Source organism: Phytohabitans sp. LJ34, from assembly GCF_052068095.1.
GTDB lineage: Bacteria > Actinomycetota > Actinomycetes > Mycobacteriales > Micromonosporaceae > Phytohabitans.
Window position 1 is genome coordinate 90395 of the sequence record NZ_JBQHDG010000003.1, and the last position, 19587, is coordinate 109981.

Genomic DNA, 19587 nt, shown 5'->3' on the forward strand with positions numbered 1-19587 from the left:
GCGCCGGCCGCGGCCGATCGTACTGGTCCCTTGTGGATCGTCAGGCGCTGTAGCCGCGCTCGGCGATCCAGTTGGCGGCCGAGATGGTGCTCATCCAGTAGGTGCCACCGTTCGAGGTGTCGAACGGGTCCGCGATCCGCACGGTGCGGCCCTGGTCGCGGTAGCCGACGATGGTCAGGTAGTGCCCACCCTCGTACGAGTGCGCCTTACCGTTGACGTCGGTGGCGGTGCCCTTGATGTTCGCCACGACCGGGTAGCCGTGGCTCAGGGCGCGCATGACGTCCGCCTGGAGGCGGTCCATCTCCGCGGGCTTGGCGGACGGGCCGGGGATCTCCCGCGTGCGGTAGAAGTCGGTCCCGTTCACCTTGTTGAGCACGCGCGTGGTCTCGTGCGCCGAGTTGGTGCCGTTCTCGGTGGTGCCCAGGCTCTTCGCCAGGTCGTACTGGCTCGGCGCGGGCCCACGCGCGGAGAGCGCGATGCGGGTCGCCGCCGGGGCGCAGAAGTAGTACGTGCTCTGCTCCTGGTAGCCGAAGCGGACCTGGGCGGCGGCCTTCGCCGGGACCGCCTTCTTGGCGGGGGCGGTGTGCTTCTTGGCGGTGTTCGCCGGCTTGCCGTCGGCCTTGGCGGCCACGGTGGCCGTCGCGGCGGGAGGCGCCGCGCTGGCCGGGTCGTTGGCGGCCTGGATAGCGGCCGGGCCGCCGACAGTGCCGGCGGCGAGTGCCAACCCAGCGGCGAACATGGCCGGCCGGTGGAGCCGGTTCCTGTCGATGGACGGCAGCCACCGATCGAGGACGTGCTTCATCACAGGGGAACCCTTTCGTTTGCTGGGGGATGGTCGCTCCGCGGCGGGCTCTTCGGCGAGGGCCACGGGCGGCGCTTGCGGCATCTCGTCGTACTGGCCGCGAACGCGAAGGCACGCTCGGTTGGGGTTCCGGCGTGCCGGGGATGTCAACCGGCCGGTAACCCGATCCATTCCCCGGGCCGGGACGTGGCCCGGGTCACTGGCTGGGCGCCCGACACCATGGGGCCATTGGGTCCGAATGCGCCGGACCGTCCGGGGTGGGCGGCCGGACCGCCGGGCCCGGGGCGGGCCGCCGCCCGGTGGGCACACCCCGGCCCGTCAAGCCATCGCGGCCGGTCCGTGCGGCCGCCATGCGGGCGGCCCGGGCGCCCGCGGGCGGCGGCCGGTCAGGTCACTGCACCGGTCCGTCGTGCTTTTTTGCCGTCACGTGCCAGAATCCGGCAACGGCCACCACAGCGCCCAGAAAGGCGACGAACGGCGGCATGATCGCGGCCGTGATGGCCAGCGCGAAGAACCCGATGACGATGGCCCAGAGGACCCTTGTGCCCCCACTCACGTACCACTCCCGTTGTCGTGCGGTAGTGGCCGGCGCAGGGGGCACCGGCGATGCGGGCATACGACCCGCCCAGGAGTAAACGAGCGACCACCCGGTGAGGTGGTCGTGTGGGGCGTTTTACGTAGTTTGGGACCGCGTGTCCGCCGCCCGCGGGAGAGAGATCAGGCGGCTGCTGCCGCGGCGGCGCGGCGGGAGCGGCGCCACTTCGTGACGATGATCGTGGTGGCTACCAGGCCGAGGCCGGCCGGGGCGATGGCGAACCAGTTGATGTCGCCGGGTGAGGCCACCGCGGCGCCCATGGCCGCGTAGCCGAAGGCGGACGGTATCGACGCCAGCACGCTGCCGACCAGGAACGGGCGCAGCCGCGCGCCGGTCGTGCCGTAGCCGTAGCTGATCAGGCCGAAGCCGCCGACCGGGAGCAGGCGTACGGTCACCACGCCGAGCACGCTCTGCCGGGCGAACCAGCCGTCGAGGCGGGCGAGGCGGCCGCGGACGCGTTCGGCGACGAAGTCTCGGCCAAGCGTGCGGCCGACGGTGAAGCCGAGCAGGGCGGCGAGCAGCGCGGCGCCGAGCGCGTAGCTGGCGCCGCCGACCGTGCCGAAGAGCGCGCCCCACGCGAAGGACACCAGCGTGCGGGGGACGAGTACCACCATCATCAGCGCGCCCACGACGACCGCCGCCGGTGGTGCGAGCGGGCCGAGGCGGTCGACCAGGCGGGGGGCGTCGGCCAGGTCGGGCTGGGGGAGCAGCAGCACGGTGAGGCCGAAGAGGACCAGGATCGCGAGCAGCAGCGTGAAGCGGGCCACCGACCGCTGCCGCAGGCGGGGCGCCAGCGCACGCAGGCGGGGGGCCGACGCTCGCAGGCGGGGGGCCAGCGCCCGCAGGCGGGCGATCACGAGGCCGCCGTCGCGGCCATGCGCTCCGCGCGGAGGCGGTCTGACCACGTGTCGTCGAGTGGGGGGAGCGAGTCGTAGCCGGTGGCCCAGCGCAGCAGCAGGTCGGCGATGGCCGGGTTGCGGGAGAGGGCGGGCCCGTGGGAGTACGTGCCGAGGAGCTTGCCGCGCCACGCGCCCTCGGTCGCGCCGTCGTTGCCGATGCCGGTGGTGACCCGGGCCAGCGGGGATACGCCGGCGCCAAGGTGGGTGCGGCCGCCGTGGTTTTCGAAGCCGGTCAGCGGAGGCAGGCCGAGCCGCGGGTCGATCGGGCCGCCGAGCTCGCCGACCGCGCGGGTGGGGCCCCGGTCGGAGTGGAAGTCGAGCAGGTTGAGGCCGGGGTACTGGGTGCCCTTGGCGAAGAACGAGCCGCCGAGCAGCTGGTAGCCGGCGCAGACCGCGAACACCACCGAGCCCTGCGCCACGGCGCGGTGCAGGCCGCCGTCGCCGATCAGCCGCTGGGCGGCGAGGGCCTGCGGGCCGTCTTCGCCGCCGCCGAGCAGGTAGATGTCGGCGGTGGTGGGCAGCGGCTGGTCGGAGCGCACCTCCAGCGTCTGCACCGGCAGCCCGCGCAGCGCGGCTCGGCGGGCGAGGATGAGCAGGTTGCCCCGGTCGCCGTACGTGGACAGCAGGTCGGGGTAGATCCAGACGATGCGGATGGTGCTGTCAGAGGACACGGTCGAGCTCCGCTCGGATGTCTTGGAACGCGGTGTAGTTGGCGATCACTTCCAGCCGGCCGGGCGGCACGAGCCGCACCGCCTCGCCGAAGGTACGTACGTGCTGGAACCGCACGTCGTTCACCTCGAGGCGTACCGCCAGGTCGTACGCACGGTCACCGGTGATGAGCACCTGGCGGCCGCGCAGCGGGCTGAAGTCGACGTCGAACAGCCACGACGTGTCGAGCCCGTCGGGGTCGCGCGCGTTGATCGAGAGCAGTGTCGGCGCGTTATCGGCCATGTCGAACGCCTCCAGCCAGCTCGCCGGGTTTTTGGCGAGCAGCAGCCGGATGTTGCGGCCGTCGCGGACCACCTGGGCGTACCGGCCGGCGACCGAGGCGACCGTGGAGAGGCGGGAGACCGCGTCGGTCGGGCGGACGCCGAACTGGGCCGCCACGGCGAGCGCGGTGGCCGCGTTGCCGAGGTTGACCCGGCCGGGGAGCTGGAGCGAGATCTTGTGCCAGGCGCCGCGCGGGTCGACCACGCCCTCGTCCTCGACCACCCACTGCGGCACCGGCCGGCGCAGCGAGCAGCCGGTGCACCACCACTGGTCGGCCTGGCGCTCGATCGGCGAGCCGCACTCGGGGCAAACCCATGAGTCGTCATGCCACCGCTGGCCGGCGCTAAACCACGTGACGGCGGGAGAACCGGCGGCGGCCCACACGACCATCGGGTCGTCGGCGTTGGCCACCACGTGCACGCCGGGGTGCTCGGCAAGCGCGGTGCGCCACATCTGGGCCATCATCGCGACCTCTTTGGCCCGGTCGAGCTGGTCACGGGAGAGGTTGAGCAGTGCCACCACGCGCGGCTCGGTGGCGACCAGCACCCTGGGCAGGTAGTGCTCGTCGACCTCCAGCACCGCGTACGGCGTCTGGCCGGCCTTGGCGAGCGCGGAGGTGTGGCCGGTCGGCATGTTGGCGCCGAACCCGTTTGTCGCGACCGGCCCGAGCACGCCCACGGCGGCCGCGGCGAGGCGGGTCGTGGTGGTCTTGCCGTTGGTGCCGGAGATCAGGGCGATCGCGCGCCCCGCGGCGAGGTGGGCGAGGAGGTCTGGGTCGATCTTGAGGCCGATCCAGCCGCCGATCACCGAACCGTCGCCGCGCCCAGCCGCTCGCGACAGGGCGGCCGCCGTGCGGGAGACCGAGCTGGCGACCTTCGCCCGCAGGGGCATCTTGCCGTCCGTCACGGAGGCGAGGTTACCAACGCAGTCTGGATCTCCACTCGACCGTCGGGAAACCGTCCGTCGCGCGCGATGTGTGTGGCGATACTCACCGTGAGCGATCAACGAAGCGTGAGTCCGAGTTCGACAGAGTGTCGCGACATTTAGGACAGTGGCCTTAACGACCGCTCATATTCTTGCGTGCCAAACTCGCTCCGTAAGATTCTCGTCACAGCGTGTGGAGAACGGCATCCGCTACAAACGTTGAGCCGGGTCGTTCACCCGGCCGCGCCGCCGAGACACGCCGAGCCCTGCCCGCTCGTCCGGTGCGGACCTTGGAGCCACACAACGGCATAGCGGGCGGGGACGGGGGACCCAGGATCTGCGGTCCCGACCCACGCCGGGGAGACCCGGCCGGGCTGAGGCCTTGGGGTGAAGCCGCCACGGCGGCCGGGCAATCCTTCCCGCCCGAACCCGACAGCTCACCTCGCAGGCGTGCCGGAGGGAACACATACCGTGCACGAACTCCGTTCGGGCCGGCACAGGCTGCCCGCGAAAAGGCGGGCCGGCCGGCTCGCGCTCGCCGTCGGGCTCTGCGTGTGCGCCGGCCAGCTGCTGGCCGGTCCCGCGCTCGCCGAAGCCGCGCCCGTGTCGACCACCACCGTCGCCGCCGCGCAGGCGGCCGCGTCGGTCACTCCACACGTGACGATCAAGCCGAACACCGCCCGCCTGCCGTGGGGCAACACGCTGGTGCTCACTGCCACGATCACCGACCCGAGCACCCGCAAGGCGGTCTGGGGCGGCACCGTCCAGTTCCAGGTGTGGAAGGGCGGGAAGTGGGTCAGCACCGGCACCCGTCCGGTCTACTCCACCGGCAAGTCGATCCTCTCCATCAAGCCGTACGAGAGCCGCATGTACCGGGCCGTCTACAGCGGACGTGGCTCGTACAAGGGGACGGTCACCGGCCGGACCTCGGTCGCGGTGATCGCCAGCCGGGCCAAGGTGCTCGCCGAAGCGCGCAAGCACATCGGCAAGCCGTACAAGTTCGGCGCCGTAGGACCCTCGGCTTTCGACTGCTCGGGCTTCACCAAGTACGTGTACAAGAAGGCCGCCGGGCGGGTGCTCCCGCACAAGGCGAACGACCAGCAGCGCTCGGGCACCGGCGTGGCGAAGAACAAGGCGCTCCCCGGCGACCTGATCGTGATCCGCTCCGGCTCGTACGGCACCCACGTCGGCATCTACGCCGGCGGCGGCTACATGTACGACTCGCCGCGCGCCGGTGTGCGGGTCGGCAAGCACAAGATCTGGTCGAGCAACTACGTGGTGCGCCGGCTCGCCTAGTCGCTCCACTTCCCTCCCCGGCACCGATACATCACCCCATCCCCCCAACGATCCAGGGCAAGCCCATCCGGGTTTGCCCTGGATCGTCTCTGGGGTCGGTTGCCCCCTCCGGCCTGTCGCCATCCGGACCCTCCACCGCCCTCCACCGCATTTGACGTGCGGTTTTGTCAAGGGGGTCACCCGAGCAACGCTGCGATTCCGGTTGCGAGTGGAGGGAAGTGGAGTACAGTGGGGCGCAGTGGCAGGGTTACTCACCGGAGGGACCCGCCGGCCCCGGGGGACAGCGGCTCCGCGAAAGCCGCCAGAGGCGAGGGGGTGGGCCGATGTTTCTCGGCACCCACACCCCGCGCCTGGACGAAAAGGGCCGGTTGATCCTTCCGGCGAAGTTTCGCGACGAGCTGGCGGGAGGTGTCGTGATCACAAAAGGGCAGGAGCGCTGCCTCTACGTCTTCCCAGCACCCGAGTTCCAGCGGATCGCGGGCCAGCTACGCGAGACGCCGATGACACACAAGGCGGCTCGGGCCTACAGCCGGGTGTTCTTCGCGAGCGCCCACGACGAGGTGCCCGACAAGCAGGGCCGGGTGACGATCCCGGGCCACCTGCGGGAGTACGCCGGGTTGAGCCGCGAACTCGTCGTGATCGGTGCGAGCAGCCGGGTGGAGATCTGGGACAAGCAAGCGTGGGACACCTATCTCTCCGAGAGCGAAGACGACTTCGCGGGCATCGAGGAGGGGGTGCTGCCCGGAGGACTCTAAGGGCTGGCAGACGCCGTACTGCGAGATCTCCAGCCGCTCCTGCACCTGACGTCTCTTCCCCGATGTCAGGCGCGTCCCGGCCTCCCCGCGAAGGAGGCTCACGGAAGAGCGGATGGGGATCTGGCAGTACGGCGCACGGTTCTTCGGGCACCGGGCGCATGGGCACACGGGCGGGTCACTGGGGGTCGAGATGGGGGAGCTGCGCGGCACGCACGTGCCGGTGCTGCTGGAGCGGTGCCTCGCGCTGCTCGCGCCCGCGCTCGACCGGGGTGACCGTACGACCGTGCACGTGGACGCCACCCTCGGGCTCGGCGGCCACGCGGAGGCGGTGCTCCGGGCGCATCCCCGGACCGTCCTGATCGGACTCGACCGGGACACCGAGGCGCTCGCGCACGCGCGGGCCCGGCTGGAGCCGTTCCGCGGGCGCGCGCACCTCGTGCACGCGGTCTACGACGAGCTGCCGCGGGTGCTCGACCTGCTCGACTACGAGCGGGTCGACGGGGTGCTCTTCGACCTCGGGGTGTCGTCCCTCCAGCTCGACGCGCCCGACCGCGGGTTCGCCTACGCGCAGGACGCGCCGCTGGACATGCGCATGGACCAGACCCGCGGCCGGACGGCCGAGGAGGTCGTCAACGAGTACGAGGCGCCCGAGCTGATCAGGGTGCTGCGGGTGTACGGCGAGGAGAAGTTCGCCGCACGGATCGCCGCGGCGATCGTGCGCGAGCGGGCGAAGGCGCCCATCACCTCGTCGGCACGGCTGGCCGCGCTGGTGCGGGACGCGATACCCGCGGCGGCGAGGCGCACCGGGGGGCACCCCGCCAAGAGAACGTTCCAAGCACTTCGCATCGAGGTAAACGGCGAGCTGGCCGCGCTGGAAAGGGCGCTGCCGTTCGCGCTCGACGCCCTCGCGCCGGGTGGCCGCGCGGTGGTCCTGTCCTACCACTCGCTGGAGGACCGGATCGCCAAGCGGGCGCTCGCCGCGCGGGCACGGAGCACCGGGCCGGTCGACCTGCCGGTCGAGCTGCCCGGCACCGGGCCGACGCTGCGGCTGCTCAGCCGCGGCGCCGAGCCACCGAGCGAGGAGGAGGTCGCGGCAAACCCGCGCGCCGCATCAGTGCGGCTGCGGGCCGCGGCCCGGATCGAAGAGGGGGAGGGGACATGAACGCCATCGGGAGCAGCAGGATCAAGACGACAGGAGCACCGCGGTCGGGGGGCCGGACCGCGGAGCGGGAACACCGGACGGTCGGCAACACCGCGCTGAAGACCGAGCCGATCGACACCGCGCGGGATTCCGCGGCGCCGGGGGGCGCACCGCGGGAGCGCAAGGTCGTGCCGTGGCTGCGGGTCGCGCCGCCGCTGCCGGTGGCGGTGCCGCGGGCACCGTTCATCGCGCTGATCCTGGTCGTCGTGGTCGGCGGCGTGCTGGGCATCCTCGTGGTCAACACGAAGATCAACGAGAACGCCTTCCGGCTGAGCGAGCTGCGCGAGCAGCAGTCCGCGCTCGACGTGCAGGAGCAGCAGCTCAAGCAGGAGATCGCGCGGGCCGAGGACCCGGGCAACCTCACCGCCCAGGCCCTCCGGCTGGGTCTCGTGCAGGGCACCCCGGTGCAGATCCGGCTGCCCGACGGCCGGGTGACCGGCATGATGACGCCCGCCACGCAGGCGCCGTCGATCACCAGCCAGCAGGGCACCGGCACCGGCACCGGCGAGCAGGCGGGTGGCACGGGCACCGGCCAGCAGGGCACCGGCGACCAGGCGGGCGGCACGGGTAACACCCAGCAGGGGACCGGCACCAACCAGCAGCCGACGGAGTAGGTCAGGATGCCGCAGCGGCCTTCGGGGTCTTCCGGGTCTGGTCCACGCGGAGCGGGCACGCGACGCGAGGACCAGACCCCAGGTGAGACAGTGCCGCGCCGGGGCAGCGACGAGCCCCGGCGCGGTTCCGCCCGTGGCACGGACGCCACGCGGCGGGGTGGAAAGCCCGACGACTCCGCGCGAGCGGAGCGAGCGTCGACCGGCGAAGCACCGGCGGAGCGCGGCTTCGGGATCTCCGAGGCGCGGGCGTACACGCCGCGCGGCCGCACGATGCGGGAGCGGACGCCGCGCACCGGGCGGACCGCCGATCCCTTCCGGCCGGCGCTGCAAGTGGTCGAGGGCGGCAAGCCGCGCAACGCCCGCCGCGCGCCTGGGGAGGAGCCCAAGCGGGCGGAGGCGCCACAGACTCCTCCGAGGGCCACGAAGAAAGCCGCCCCCTCGTCGGTACCCGGACCTCGAAAGCGCACGACGGCGGCGAAGGCGTCCGCGGCGGCGAAAAAGGCAGCGGCGCCGCGGAAGAGGGCGCCCGCGCGGCCGCGGCGCCCGCCGCGGCTGATGGACCAGCGGCGGCGGCTGCGCCTGGGCACGGTGCTGGCGCTCACGGTCTTCGCCACGATCGGGATCCGGATCGTGACACTCCAGTTCACCGAGTCGCCGGCCTTCGCGGCGAAGGGTCTGGAGACGCGGCTGGACCGGGTCGTCCTGCCCGCGCCGCGCGGCGCCATCTACGACCGGGGCGGTGCCGTGCTCGCGCAGAGCGTCGAGGCTCGCTATGTGGCGGTCGACCCGGAGCTCGCCACCGACCTGCCGAAGACGGCCGCCGCGCTCGAGCCGCTCATCGCCGTACCCAAGTCGGTGTTGATGACCAAGATGGCCAAGCGCAAGCAGCCCGGCGGTGGCCCGTCCCGCTTCGAGTACCTGGCGCGTGGTGTCTCCATCGCCGACGGCCGGCGGGTCGAGGCGCTCAACCTGCCAGGGATCATCGTCGACCGCGACGAGCAGCGCCAGGTGCCCGGCCAGGACCTCGCGGCCAGCATCATCGGCTTCACCAGCCAGGACCTCAACGGCCTGGAAGGGCTGGAGGCACGCTACGACGAGCTGCTGCGCGGTGTCGACGGCAAGCGGGTCTTCGAGGTGGGACAGGGCGCGCTCGACGCGGAGATCCCGGGCGGCTACAACCAGGAGACCAAGGCCCAGCCGGGCAGCTCGCTCCAGCTGACCATCGACCGCGACCTCCAGTACATGGTGCAGCGGACGCTTTTCGCCCGGATGCAGGAGGCGAAGGCGTACGTCGGCGCGGCGGTCGTGCTCGACGTGCGCAGCGGCGAGGTGCTGGCGCAGGCCAGCTACCCGACGTACGACGCCGCCCAGCCGCTGAAGAGCAAGCCCGAGGACCGCGAGGACACCGCGACGAGCTTCGTGGTCGACCCCGGCTCGGTGCACAAGGCGATCACCATCAGCGCCGCGCTGCAAGAGGGCGCGGTCAAGCCGACCGACACGTTCATGGTGGGGCCGAACGTGATCAAGGGCGACCAGCGCTTCAAGGACTCGCACACCAACTGGACGCCCCGGCGGATGAGCATCCCGGGCATCCTCGCGTACTCCTCCAACGTCGGCACCATCGCGATCGCCGACAAGCTGGGCAAGGAGAAGCTGTACGAGTACCAGAAGAAGTTCGGGCTCGGCACGGCGACCGGCGTCGGCGTGCCCGGCGAGGCGTCCGGCGCGCTGCTGCCACCGGAGGACTGGAGCGGCTCGGCGTACGGCTCGGTGCCGATCGGCCACAGCGTGGCGGTGACTCCGCTCCAGATGGCCGCGGCGTACGCGGCGATCGCCAACGACGGCACGTGGGTGCAGCCGCACCTGGTGAAGGAGACGATCGGCCCGGACGGCAAGCGCACGCCGGCCGCGCCGCCCACCAGGCGCCAGGTGATCACGCCGGAGACCGCCCGCGAGGTGCGCACGATGCTGGAGGCGGTGACCACCGTCAAGGGCGCCACGGGCGTCCACGCGGCGGTCGACGGCTACCGGGTGGCGGGCAAGACCGGCACCGGCTCGCGCGTGGTCAACGGCAAGTACGTGCCCGGCAGCGTCGCGTCGTTCGTCGGCATGGCGCCGGCGGACAACCCGCGCTACGTCATCGCGGTCTTCGCGCACGTGCCGGCCGGCGGGGGCGGCGAGGTCACCGCGCCGGCGTTCCACGACATGATGGGGTACGCGCTCACCCACTTCGGGGTACCGGTGAGCAGCGGGAAGCCGCCGAACTTTGTCGTCTACCCCTGAACCGCCGGACGTGCTGTACGGCCGGCGTGCCACCAACCGGTAGGGTCTGACGCCGTGCCTGGCAATCTCCGTCCGCGTACGGTGACACCGCGCCCCCTGGCCGGCCTCGCGGCGCTGGTTGGCGCCACCACGGCGGCTGACCTACTGATCGGCGGGGTGACGCACGCGAGCGGCGACGTACGGGCGGGCGACCTCTACGCGGCGCTGCCCGGCGCCCGGCGCCACGGGAGCGAGTTCGTGGCGGACGCGGCCCGCGCCGGTGCGGTGGCGGTGCTCACCGACCCGGCCGGCGCCCCCGCCGCGGCCGAGGCGGGGCTGCCGGCGATCGTGGTGGACCAGCCCCGGGAGGCGCTCGGCCCGATCGCCTCGGCCGTCTACGGCGACCCGACCGCGCACCTCACGGTCATCGGCGTCACCGGCACGGCCGGCAAGACCTCGACCGCGTACCTGGTGGAGAGCGGGCTGCGCGCCGCCGGCCACGTGACCGGGCTGATCGGCACCGTGGAGACGCGCCTGGGCGACCTGGTGGTCGACAGCGTCCGCACCACGCCCGAGGCGACCGACCTGCACGCGCTGCTCGCGACCGCCCGCGAGCGGGGTGTGACCGCCGTGGTGATGGAGGTGTCCAGCCACGCCCTCGCGATGGGCCGGGTCAGCGGGGTGCGCTTCGACGTCGGCGGGTATACCAACTTCGGCCTCGACCACCTCGACTTCCACGCGGACGCGGACGACTACTTCGCGGCCAAGGCGAAGCTCTTCGACGGCCGCTGCCGGGTGGAGATCCTCAACCTCGACGACCGGGCACTGACGCCGTTGATGAAGCCGGCGACGGTGACGTACTCGGCGGCGGGTTCGCCGGACGCCACCTGGCGGGCTGCCGACATTTCGGGCATAGCGTACGCCCAGCGGTTCACGGCGATCGGCCCGGACGGGCCCGTCGAAGCCGGCGTCTCCCTGCCCGGGCGGCACAACGTCGCCAACGCGCTGCTGGCCATCGCCGCGCTCGCCGCCACCGGCGTCGATCCGGCTACCGCCGCCCGCGGTGTGGCCGCCTGCCCCGGCGTTCCGGGGCGGCTGGAGCGGGTCGAGGCGCCCGGGCCGGTGCTCGGCGTCGTCGACTACGCGCACAAGCCGGACGCGATCGTCGCCGCGCTCGCCGCGCTGCGCGAGCTCGCCACCGGCCGGGTGTTCTGCGTGATCGGTGCCGGCGGCGACCGCGACAAGGCGAAGCGCCCGCTGATGGGCCGGGCCGCCGCCGAGGGCGCGGACGTCGTGGTGGTCACCGACGACAACCCGCGTACCGAGGACCCGGCGGCGATCCGGCGGGGCGTGCTGGACGGCGCGACGGGCGCCTCCGGCGCCGAGGTCTTCGAGGTCGCGGGGCGGCGGGCGGCGATCGACTTCGCGGTCGGCAAGGCGGCGCCGGGCGACATCGTCGCGGTGCTGGGCAAGGGACACGAACGCGGGCAGGAGGTCGGCGGCGAGGTGCTGCCCTTCGACGACCGGGTGGAGCTCGCCGCGGCGCTCGCGGAGGTGATGGCGTGATCACGTTGACGCTCGCGGAGGTGGCGGCCGCGGTCGGTGGCCGCCTGGAGGGCGCCGACCCCGAGGCCCGGGTCACCGGCACGGTGGAGTTCGACTCCCGCAAGGTGACGCCGGGCGGGCTGTTCGTGGCGTTCCCGGGCGAGAAGGTGGACGGTCACGACTACGCGGCGGGTGCGGTCGCGGCCGGCGCGGTCGCGGTGCTCGCGTCACATCCGGTGCCCGTGCCCGCGGTGCTGGTCGACGACCAGCGCGCCGCCATGGCCGCGCTGGCCCGGTACGTGGTCGACCGCCTGCCGGACCTGACGATCGTCGGGCTGACCGGCTCGTCCGGCAAGACCACGACCAAGGACCTCGTCGCCCAGCTGCTCACCCGGCTCGGCCCGACCGTGGCGACGGCCGGCTCGTTCAACAACGAGCTCGGCCACCCGTACACGGTGCTGCACGCCGACGAGAAGACCCGCTTCCTGGTGCTGGAGATGGGTGCCCGCGGCGTCGGCCACATCACCCACCTCTGCCAGGTCGCCCCGCCGAAGATCGGCGTGGTGATCAACGTGGGGGTGGCGCACATCGGCGAGTTCGGCTCGGTCGACGCGATCGCCGCGGCGAAGGGCGAGCTTGTCGAGGCGCTGCCGGCGGGTGGTGTCGCGGTGCTCAACGCGGACGACCCCCGGGTACGCGCGATGGCCGACCGCACCGCGGCCCGCGTCGTGCTGGCCGGAGAGGCGCCGGACGCGTCGGTGCGCGCGGCGGACGTCGTCGTGGACGCCGGTCGGGCGGCCTACACGCTGGTCACCCCCGACGGGGAGGCGCCCGTGCGGCTCGGCATCGCGGGCCGCCACCAGGTGGGCAACACGCTGCTCGCCGCGGCGGTCGCGCACGCGCTCGGCTTTCCGGCGGCCGAGCTGGGCGCCGCCCTCTCCGAGCTGCGGGTGGTTTCCGACCGCCGGATGGACGTCTTCGACCGTGCCGACGGTGTCACGGTCATCGACGACTCGTACAACGCCAACCCCTCCTCGATGGCGGCCGCGCTGCACGCGCTGGTCGGCATCGGCGCGGGTCGCCGCACGGTGGCGGTGCTGGGCTACATGGCCGAGCTGGGCGAGCACGAACGGGAAGGCCACGAGGAGGTCGGACGGCTCGCCGCGGAGCTCGGCGTCGACCGGCTGCTCGTGGTGGGCGATACCGCCGCGCCGATCCACGAGGGCGCGGTGGCGGTGGCGACGTGGGGAGGAGAGTCGGTGCTGGTTACCGATCAGAGCGCGGCCGTCGCGGCGCTGCGGCGCGAGCTGCGCTCCGGCGACGTCGTGCTGGTGAAGGGCTCGCGGTATCGCACGTGGGACGTGGTCGACTCGCTGCGCCCAGGGGCCGATTCGTGAGGGCGGTCATCGTCGCGGCCGCGGTCGCGTTCCTCGTGTCGCTCTTCGGCACCCCCATCGCCATCCGGGTCTTCACCGCGCTGAAGGCGGGACAGCCCATCCGCTCCATCGGCCCGGCGACCCACCAGGGCAAGAAGGGCACACCGACGATGGGCGGCGTGGCGTTCATCATCGCCACGTGCCTGGCGTACGTAGCCGGTCACGCCGCGCTCACCACCCTGCCCGAGGCGCAGATCGCCCAGGTCGGCCCGACCATCACCGCGCTGGTGCTGCTCGGGCTCTTCGTCTTCTGCGGCGCGGTCGGCTTCATCGACGACTACCTGAAGGTGCGGCGCCGCAACAGCGGTGGCCTCAGCGGCCGGTACAAACTGGTCGGGCAGGCGATCGTCGGCGGCGTCTTCGGCGTGGTCGCGCTCTACTTCCCGAGCACCAACACGGAGACCGTCGGCAGCACCGAGATCTCGTTCATCCGTGACATCGAGTGGTTCGACGTCACGAAGGTCGGCTCGGTCATCATCTTCATCTTCGTGGTGATGGCCGCCAGCAACGGCGTCAACCTCACCGACGGCCTCGACGGCCTCGCCACCGGCGCGTCGGTGATGGTGCTCGCCGCCTACGGGCTGATCGCCTTCTGGCAGTACCGCCACTGGTGCGCCGACCCGAGCTACACGGCCGACTACTGCTACGCCGTGCGAGATCCGCTGGAGATAGCGCTGATCGCCGGCGCCGCGGCCGGCGCCTGTGTCGGCTTCCTGTGGTGGAACACGTCGCCCGCCCGTATCTTCATGGGCGACACCGGCGCGCTGGGCCTCGGCGGCCTGATCGGCGGCTTGGCGATGGCGAGCCGCACGATGCTGCTGCTGCTCATCATCGGCGGCCTGTTCGTCATCATCACGATGTCGGTCGTGATCCAGGTGATCTCGTTCCGCACGACCGGCCGCCGCGTCTTCCGCATGTCGCCGCTGCAACACCATTTCGAGCTCGCCGGCTGGAGCGAGGTCAACATCGTGGTCCGCTTCTGGATCATCGCCGGCATCGGCGTCGCGATCGGCCTCGGCCTGTTCTACTCGGACTTCCTCACCGGCGTCAGCTAGCTACGATCCACTCGATTCGCTACCCGTCGTGGCGTTTCTTCGAGGCATATTTCGCCCATGTCCGCGTCAGCGGCGGACCGTATGCGCGGGCCGGGGCGGGCCGGGGCGGGTGGGCGTGACCAGCGGCGGACGGGTGAGGCCGCGGGAGCAGTGGTCGGGACCACGACGGACATCGCGGTAGCTCAAATCCAAAAGGGGGGTCGAAGCCACCCCCGACTCGAAAGCTCTCTAGAGCCCTGGGGCGACGACGGGCGACCAGACGCGGGCGTGGGCAGGAAGAAACGCGGCACGCGACACGCCCGAGCAGAAGCCGGGCTGTGCGTGTTGGAGCGCCGATGATAAGGGCGTGGGGGAGGACGACAAGGCCGAGGCCGGCCCGCTCGCGGTGCTGCGCGGGCTGCTCCAGCGACCCCTCGCGTCCTACTACCTCCTGATCTCCAGCGCGGCCCTGCTGCTGATCATCGGCCTCACGATGGTGTTCTCGGCGACCAGCGTGAAGGCGTACGCGACCAACGGCAACGCGTTCACGATGATCACGAAGCAGGCGGTGTTCGCCGCTATCGGGCTCGTCGCGTTCTGGGCCTGCCAGCGGCTGCCGGCGCGTACCTTCCGGGCGCTCGGCAAGCCGGTCCTCGGCACGGCGTTCGTGCTGCTGATCGTGCTCGACCTGCTCGTCGTGTACGGGCGGATGGCCCGGATCGAAGGCACCGTCTCGCTCGGGCCGATCCAGGCCGACCTGCTGTGGCTGTGGCTCGGCCCGATCCAGGTGCAGCCGTCCGAGCTGGCCAAGTTCGGCCTGGTCATGTGGGGCGCCGACCTGCTGGTCCGCAAGGGCGAGTCGCTCGGCTGGTGGCGTGAGCTGGCCACCCCGCTCTTCCCGGTCGTCGCGCTGCTGTTCGTGCTCGTCGGCTACAACGACCTCGGCACGATGCTCTGCCTCCTCGCGGTCGTGGTCGGCCTGCTGTGGGCGGTCGGCGTGCGGCTGCGGGTCTTCGGCACCCTCTCCGCGCTCGGCCTCGCCGGCATCGGCCTGCTCATCGCGGCCGCCTCGGTCGGCGGCGGCTCGGGTGAGGAGGGACAGCGAAACTACCGGTTCGAGCGGCTCACGTCGTTCTTCAACCCGCCGGAAAACTGCGACCAGTCCATTTGCTACCAGGCGCTCCAGGCGCGGCGGGCGATCGACCACGGCGGCTGGTTCGGCGTCGGGCTGGGCAAGAGCAGCTTCAAGTGGGGCTGGCTGCCGGCCGAGCACAACGACTTCATCTTCGCCGTCGTCGCCGAGGAGCTGGGCGTCGTCGGGTGTGTGGTGGTGCTGGCGCTGTTCGCCGTGTTGGCGTACACCGGCCTGCGCATCGCCCGCCGGGTCGACGACCCGTTCCGCCGGCTCGCCGCGGCGGCCGTGACCACCTGGCTGACCAGCCAGGCCATCATCAACATCGGCGGGGTGGTAGGGCTGCTGCCCATCACCGGCCTGCCGCTCCCGTTCATCTCCGACGGCGGGAGTGCCCTCGTGGTCACCCTCGCCGCGGTAGGCATGCTCGCCTCCTTCGCCCGCGCCGAGCCCGACGCGGCCCGAGCCCTGCACGCCCGTCCGCCCGCGAAATGGGTGCGGCTACTCTGGGCCCCGTTGCCACCGCTGCCGCCGGCGGCGAAGCCCGCGGCCGCCAAGCCGGCCGCCAAGGCCGCCACGGCGGCGGCACGGGCCGGTGCGGAGAGCGAGAGGAGACGGTGATGGGTGTGCTGCGGTCGGTCGTCCTGGCTGGAGGGGGGACCGGGGGCCACATCTACCCACTGCTCGCCTTCGCGGATTGCCTGCGCCGGCACGACCCGCACGTGCGGATCACCTGTGTGGGCACGCCGAAGGGCCTGGAAAACGAGCTGATCCCGCCGCACGGCTACGACCTGCGGCAGATCCCGGCCTACCAGCTCCCGCGCTCGGTCAACATGAACCTGCTGCGCACGCCCGACCGGATGTGGCGGTCGGCCCGCGCGGCGGGCAAGGTGATCGACGAAGTCAAGGCCGACGCGGTCGTCGGTTTCGGCGGGTACGTGTCGGTGCCGGCCTACCTCGCCGCCTGGCGCCGCGAGATGCCGATCGTGATCCACGAGGTCAACGTGCCGCCCGGCGTGGCCAACAGGATGGGCATGAAGTTCACCAAGCACGTCGCGGTGGGCTTCCCGCACCAGCCGGTGCAGTCCGAGGCGTTGCGCAAGGCGAAGGTGGTGGGCGTGCCGCTGCGCCGCTCGATCACCTCGCTCGACCGCACTGCGGCGCGCGACGCGGCGCGGGCGCACTTCGGGCTCCGCCCCGACCTGCCGGTGCTCTTCGTTTCCGGTGGCTCGCAGGGCGCCCGCTCGATCAACCTCGCGGTCGTCGGCGCCGCCAAGGAGCTGGCCCGCGCCGGCATCCAGGTGCTGCACGTGATCGGCGCCCGCAACGAGGCGGTGTCGCCGCCGAGCGACCTGCCCGTCCCGTACGTGACGCTGCCGTACCTGTCCGAAATGGAGCTTGGCTACGCGGCGGCCGACATGATGCTGTGCCGCGGCGGCGCGATGACGTGCGCCGAGGTGGCCGCGCTCGGGCTGCCCGCGGTGTACGTGCCGTACCCGCACAGCAACCAGGAGCAGAAGCGCAACGCGTTGCCGGTCGTGGAGGCCGGCGGCGGGCTGCTCGTCGACGACGGCGAGATGAGCCCGGACTGGATCGAAAGGACGGTGGTCCCGCTGGCACGCGACCCGCAGCGGCTGGCGGCGATGGGTGCCGCCGCGGCCGCGTACGGCCGGCGCGACGGCGACGAGGCGCTGCTCGACTTCGTGTACGAGGCGGTGGCCAGCCAGTGACCGACTTGACGGCCGAGGATCTGGGCTCGGTCCATCTCATCGGCGTGGGTGGCGTCGGGATGAGCGGGCTGGCCCGGCTCCTGCTCACCCGCGGCATCCCGGTCTCCGGCAGCGAGCTGCGTGAGTGGCCGTCGCTGGCCGGGCTGCGCGCGCTCGGCGGCACCGTACACATGACACACGAAGCGTCCAATCTGGACGGTGTGGACACGGTCGTCTACTCCACCGCGATCCCGCAGGACCACATCGAGCTGGTCGAGGCGCGCCGGCGCGGGCTGCGCGTGCTGCACCGGGCCGAGGCGCTCGCCGCGACGATGACCGGGCGGCGGGCGATCGCGGTGGCCGGCACGCACGGCAAGACCACCACCACCTCGATGGCCACGCTGATCCTCCAGCAGGCCGGTGAGGACCCGTCGTTCGTCATCGGCGGCGAGATCTCCGAGGCCGGCTCCAACGGGCACCACGGCACCGGCGCGTACTTCGTGGTCGAGGCCGACGAGAGCGACCGCTCGTTCCTGCTCTACCGGCCGTACGTCGCCATCATCACCAACATCGACGCCGACCACCTCAACACGTACGGCGACCTGGCCGGGCTCTCCGCCGCGTTCGCGGAGTTCGCGCGGCTGGTGCGGCCGGGCGGGTTCGTGGTCACCTGCGCCGACAACCCGGGCACCCGCGCGCTGGCCGACCTGCTGCGCGGCGAGGGGCGCACGGTGTACACGTACGGCGAGGCGGAAGACGCCGACCTGCGCCTGACCGACGTCGTGTCCTCGGTAGACGGTGTGCGCTACCAGGCCACATTGGACGGTAAGCCGCTCGGCACGGTCACGCTGCCGGTGCCCGGTCGCCACCTCGGTCTCAACAGCGCCGCCGCGGTGCTCACCGCGATCCGGCTCGACCTGCCGCTGGAGGCCGCGGTGCGCGCGCTCGCGGCGTTTCCGGGCGTGCGGCGGCGCTTCGAGCGCAAGGGCGTCGCGGCCGGCGTGGCGGTGTACGACGAGTACGCGTACCACCCGACGTCGATGACCGCCGCGCTGCACACACTGCGCGAGGTGGCCGCGGGCGGGCGGCTGATCGTGGTCTTCCAGCCCTACCGGGTCTACCGCACCCGCGACCTCCAGGCCGAGCTCGCCACCGCGCTGGGCATCGCCGACGAGGTGGTCATCCTGGAGGTCTTCGGTCCGGGGGAGGTGCGCCAGCCCGGCGAGGGCGGCGTCGCGCTGACCGCCGCCGTCGACCTGCCCGCCGGCGCCAAGGTCTTCGTGCCGTCCTGGGAGGACGTGCCCGCCGAAGTGGTGCGGCGCGCCAAGCCGGGAGACGTGGTCGTCACGATGGGCGCCCCGCCCATCTCCCTGATGGGCGACGAGCTGCTCGCCGCCCTGGAGCCGCAGGCGTGAGCCCCGTGATCAAAGCTCCTCTCAAGCAGTTGGAGCTGCTTGAGAGGAGCTTTGATCACTCCACGCGGAGCGCGGCGTGACCGCACCGGGGAGTCGTGGCGGCGGGCCGACCAGGGCGCGGCGGTGGCGGCTTGTCAGGGCACGTTCCGACGCCGTGCCGGCCTCGGCCCGGCGCTTCATGGCCCGGGCCCGCCAGCGGCGGCTGCGGGCCGCGATGCCGTGGGCCACGATCGGGGCGGTGCTGGCCCTCGCCGGGCTGGTCACCTGGATCGTGTACGGCACGGGCGTCTTCGGCGTCCGCGACGTGCGGGTGTCCGGCACCGCGATCCTCTCCGCCGAGGAGGTGCGGCAGATCGCCGACGTGCGAGACGGCGTCCCGCTGGCCCGCGTCGACCTCGGCGCCATCGAGGAGCGGCTGGCCGGGCTCGCGCCCGTCGACCGGGTGATCGCCTCCCGCGACTGGCCCGGCACGATCGCGATCGACGTCGTCGAGCGCACGCCCGTGGCGGTGGTGCCGCAGGGCAAGAAGTTCGTGCTGGTCGACAAGCACGGCGTCGCGTTCCACACCGTCTCCGCGCGGCCCGGCGGGCTGCCGCTGGCCCGGGTACCCAGTCCTGGTCCGGACGACGCCGCCACCCGATCGGCGCTGGAGGTGCTGGCGGCGCTCAGCCCGCAGCTGGCCAAGCAGCTGTCCGCCGTGGTCGTGAAGGGCCCGGCCGAGATCGAGCTGGAGCTGCGCGGCGGCCGGCTGATCGTGTGGGGCGACGCCAGCCAGAGCGACGCGAAGTCCGAGGTGGCGACCGCGCTGTTGAAGCGCAAAGGCGACCGGATCGACGTGAGCGCGCCGGAAGTAGTCACGATCCGATAGATCGCCCGGCGTGTCGGTCCTTGGATCGCGCCCTAGCTCCGCATACGTTGCCGGAGAGGATCAGTAGTTGACATAACTCTAAGCCTCTAGTAGAGGGTGAGGGTTACGCC

General features: G+C 72.4%; 16 protein-coding genes, 1 pseudogene and 1 riboswitch. Of the genes and pseudogenes, 12 read left to right on the top strand and 5 right to left on the bottom strand.

What is annotated here, in order from left to right; translation table 11 throughout:
• Nucleotides 1-40 precede the first annotated feature (40 nt).
• The 5 genes from ACTMTJ_RS05835 to ACTMTJ_RS05855 all read right to left on the bottom strand — a co-directional run bounded on the left by ACTMTJ_RS05835 (nt 41) and on the right by ACTMTJ_RS05855 (nt 4177).
• On the bottom strand, nt 41-802 hold the full coding sequence (locus ACTMTJ_RS05835; RefSeq protein WP_441215040.1) for a C39 family peptidase: 762 nt from the start codon (nt 800-802) through the stop codon (nt 41-43).
• 391 nt (nt 803-1193) lie between these two features.
• Nucleotides 1194-1358: a hypothetical protein gene (locus ACTMTJ_RS05840; protein WP_441215041.1), complete on the bottom strand. Its 165-nt coding sequence runs from the start codon at nt 1356-1358 to the stop codon at nt 1194-1196.
• A gap of 161 nt (nt 1359-1519) precedes the next feature.
• Entirely contained in the window at nt 1520-2254 is a 735-nt protein-coding gene (locus tag ACTMTJ_RS05845; RefSeq protein WP_441215043.1) for a TVP38/TMEM64 family protein, read from the bottom strand.
• On the bottom strand, nt 2251-2967 hold the full coding sequence (locus tag ACTMTJ_RS05850) for a type 1 glutamine amidotransferase (protein ID WP_441215044.1): 717 nt from the start codon (nt 2965-2967) through the stop codon (nt 2251-2253). Before ACTMTJ_RS05850 ends, ACTMTJ_RS05845 begins: the two co-directional genes overlap by 4 nt.
• Nucleotides 2957-4177, bottom strand: a complete 1221-nt coding sequence (locus tag ACTMTJ_RS05855; RefSeq protein ID WP_441215406.1) for a MurT ligase domain-containing protein — start codon at nt 4175-4177, stop codon at nt 2957-2959. Before ACTMTJ_RS05855 ends, ACTMTJ_RS05850 begins: the two co-directional genes overlap by 11 nt.
• Before the next feature lie 376 nt (nt 4178-4553).
• Nucleotides 4554-4676, top strand: a riboswitch (cyclic di-AMP (ydaO/yuaA leader).
• Between the two features lie 5 nt (nt 4677-4681).
• On the opposite strand from ACTMTJ_RS05855, the gene ACTMTJ_RS05860 reads away from it, so the two are divergent.
• The 12 genes and pseudogenes from ACTMTJ_RS05860 (at nt 4682) to ACTMTJ_RS05915 (ending at nt 19477) form a co-directional block, all read left to right on the top strand.
• Nucleotides 4682-5506, top strand: a complete 825-nt coding sequence (locus ACTMTJ_RS05860; protein ID WP_441215045.1) for an NlpC/P60 family protein — start codon at nt 4682-4684, stop codon at nt 5504-5506.
• Nucleotides 5507-5829: 323 nt separating this feature from the next.
• Nucleotides 5830-6261: a division/cell wall cluster transcriptional repressor MraZ gene (gene mraZ, locus ACTMTJ_RS05865; RefSeq protein WP_441215046.1), complete on the top strand. Its 432-nt coding sequence runs from the start codon at nt 5830-5832 to the stop codon at nt 6259-6261.
• Nucleotides 6262-6451: 190 nt separating this feature from the next.
• Nucleotides 6452-7405: pseudogene (gene rsmH, locus ACTMTJ_RS05870) on the top strand (16S rRNA (cytosine(1402)-N(4))-methyltransferase RsmH); the annotation flags it as partial.
• A 14-nt stretch (nt 7406-7419) separates the two neighbouring features.
• Nucleotides 7420-8076: a hypothetical protein gene (locus tag ACTMTJ_RS05875; protein WP_441215047.1), complete on the top strand. Its 657-nt coding sequence runs from the start codon at nt 7420-7422 to the stop codon at nt 8074-8076.
• A gap of 90 nt (nt 8077-8166) precedes the next feature.
• Entirely contained in the window at nt 8167-10359 is a 2193-nt protein-coding gene (locus ACTMTJ_RS05880) for a peptidoglycan D,D-transpeptidase FtsI family protein (protein ID WP_441215048.1), read from the top strand.
• Between the two features lie 96 nt (nt 10360-10455).
• Nucleotides 10456-11904 carry a UDP-N-acetylmuramoyl-L-alanyl-D-glutamate--2,6-diaminopimelate ligase gene (locus ACTMTJ_RS05885; RefSeq protein WP_441215407.1) on the top strand — a complete coding sequence of 483 codons (1449 nt, stop codon included), beginning with the start codon at nt 10456-10458 and terminating at the stop codon, nt 11902-11904.
• Entirely contained in the window at nt 11901-13280 is a 1380-nt protein-coding gene (locus ACTMTJ_RS05890) for a UDP-N-acetylmuramoyl-tripeptide--D-alanyl-D-alanine ligase (RefSeq protein ID WP_441215049.1), read from the top strand. Before ACTMTJ_RS05885 ends, ACTMTJ_RS05890 begins: the two co-directional genes overlap by 4 nt.
• On the top strand, nt 13277-14374 hold the full coding sequence (gene mraY / locus ACTMTJ_RS05895) for a phospho-N-acetylmuramoyl-pentapeptide-transferase (protein WP_441215050.1): 1098 nt from the start codon (nt 13277-13279) through the stop codon (nt 14372-14374). The genes ACTMTJ_RS05890 and mraY overlap by 4 nt, the downstream gene beginning before the upstream one ends.
• A gap of 346 nt (nt 14375-14720) precedes the next feature.
• The gene (locus ACTMTJ_RS05900; protein ID WP_441215051.1) at nt 14721-16106 is read left to right on the top strand and encodes an FtsW/RodA/SpoVE family cell cycle protein; all 1386 of its coding nucleotides are present in this window, start codon (nt 14721-14723) and stop codon (nt 16104-16106) included.
• Nucleotides 16106-17215, top strand: a complete 1110-nt coding sequence (murG, locus tag ACTMTJ_RS05905; RefSeq protein ID WP_441215052.1) for an undecaprenyldiphospho-muramoylpentapeptide beta-N-acetylglucosaminyltransferase — start codon at nt 16106-16108, stop codon at nt 17213-17215. Before ACTMTJ_RS05900 ends, murG begins: the two co-directional genes overlap by 1 nt.
• A complete protein-coding gene (gene murC, locus ACTMTJ_RS05910; protein ID WP_441215053.1) occupies nt 17212-18609 on the top strand; it encodes a UDP-N-acetylmuramate--L-alanine ligase in 1398 nt (465 codons plus the stop codon). The genes murG and murC overlap by 4 nt, the downstream gene beginning before the upstream one ends.
• A 76-nt stretch (nt 18610-18685) precedes the next feature.
• Nucleotides 18686-19477, top strand: a complete 792-nt coding sequence (locus ACTMTJ_RS05915; protein ID WP_441215054.1) for a cell division protein FtsQ/DivIB — start codon at nt 18686-18688, stop codon at nt 19475-19477.
• The last annotated feature ends 110 nt before the right edge of the window (nt 19478-19587 follow it).

Excerpts from the sequence above, each read along its gene's own strand:
- ACTMTJ_RS05835 (WP_441215040.1), bottom strand. The coding sequence starts at position 802 with ATGAAGCACGTCCTCGATCGGTGGCTGCCGTCCATCGACAGGAACCGG.
- ACTMTJ_RS05855 (WP_441215406.1), bottom strand. The coding sequence starts at position 4,177 with ATGCCCCTGCGGGCGAAGGTCGCCAGCTCGGTCTCCCGCACGGCGGCC.
- mraZ (WP_441215046.1), top strand. The coding sequence starts at position 5,830 with ATGTTTCTCGGCACCCACACCCCGCGCCTGGACGAAAAGGGCCGGTTG.
- ACTMTJ_RS05875 (WP_441215047.1), top strand. The coding sequence starts at position 7,420 with ATGAACGCCATCGGGAGCAGCAGGATCAAGACGACAGGAGCACCGCGG.
- murG (WP_441215052.1), top strand. The coding sequence starts at position 16,106 with ATGGGTGTGCTGCGGTCGGTCGTCCTGGCTGGAGGGGGGACCGGGGGC.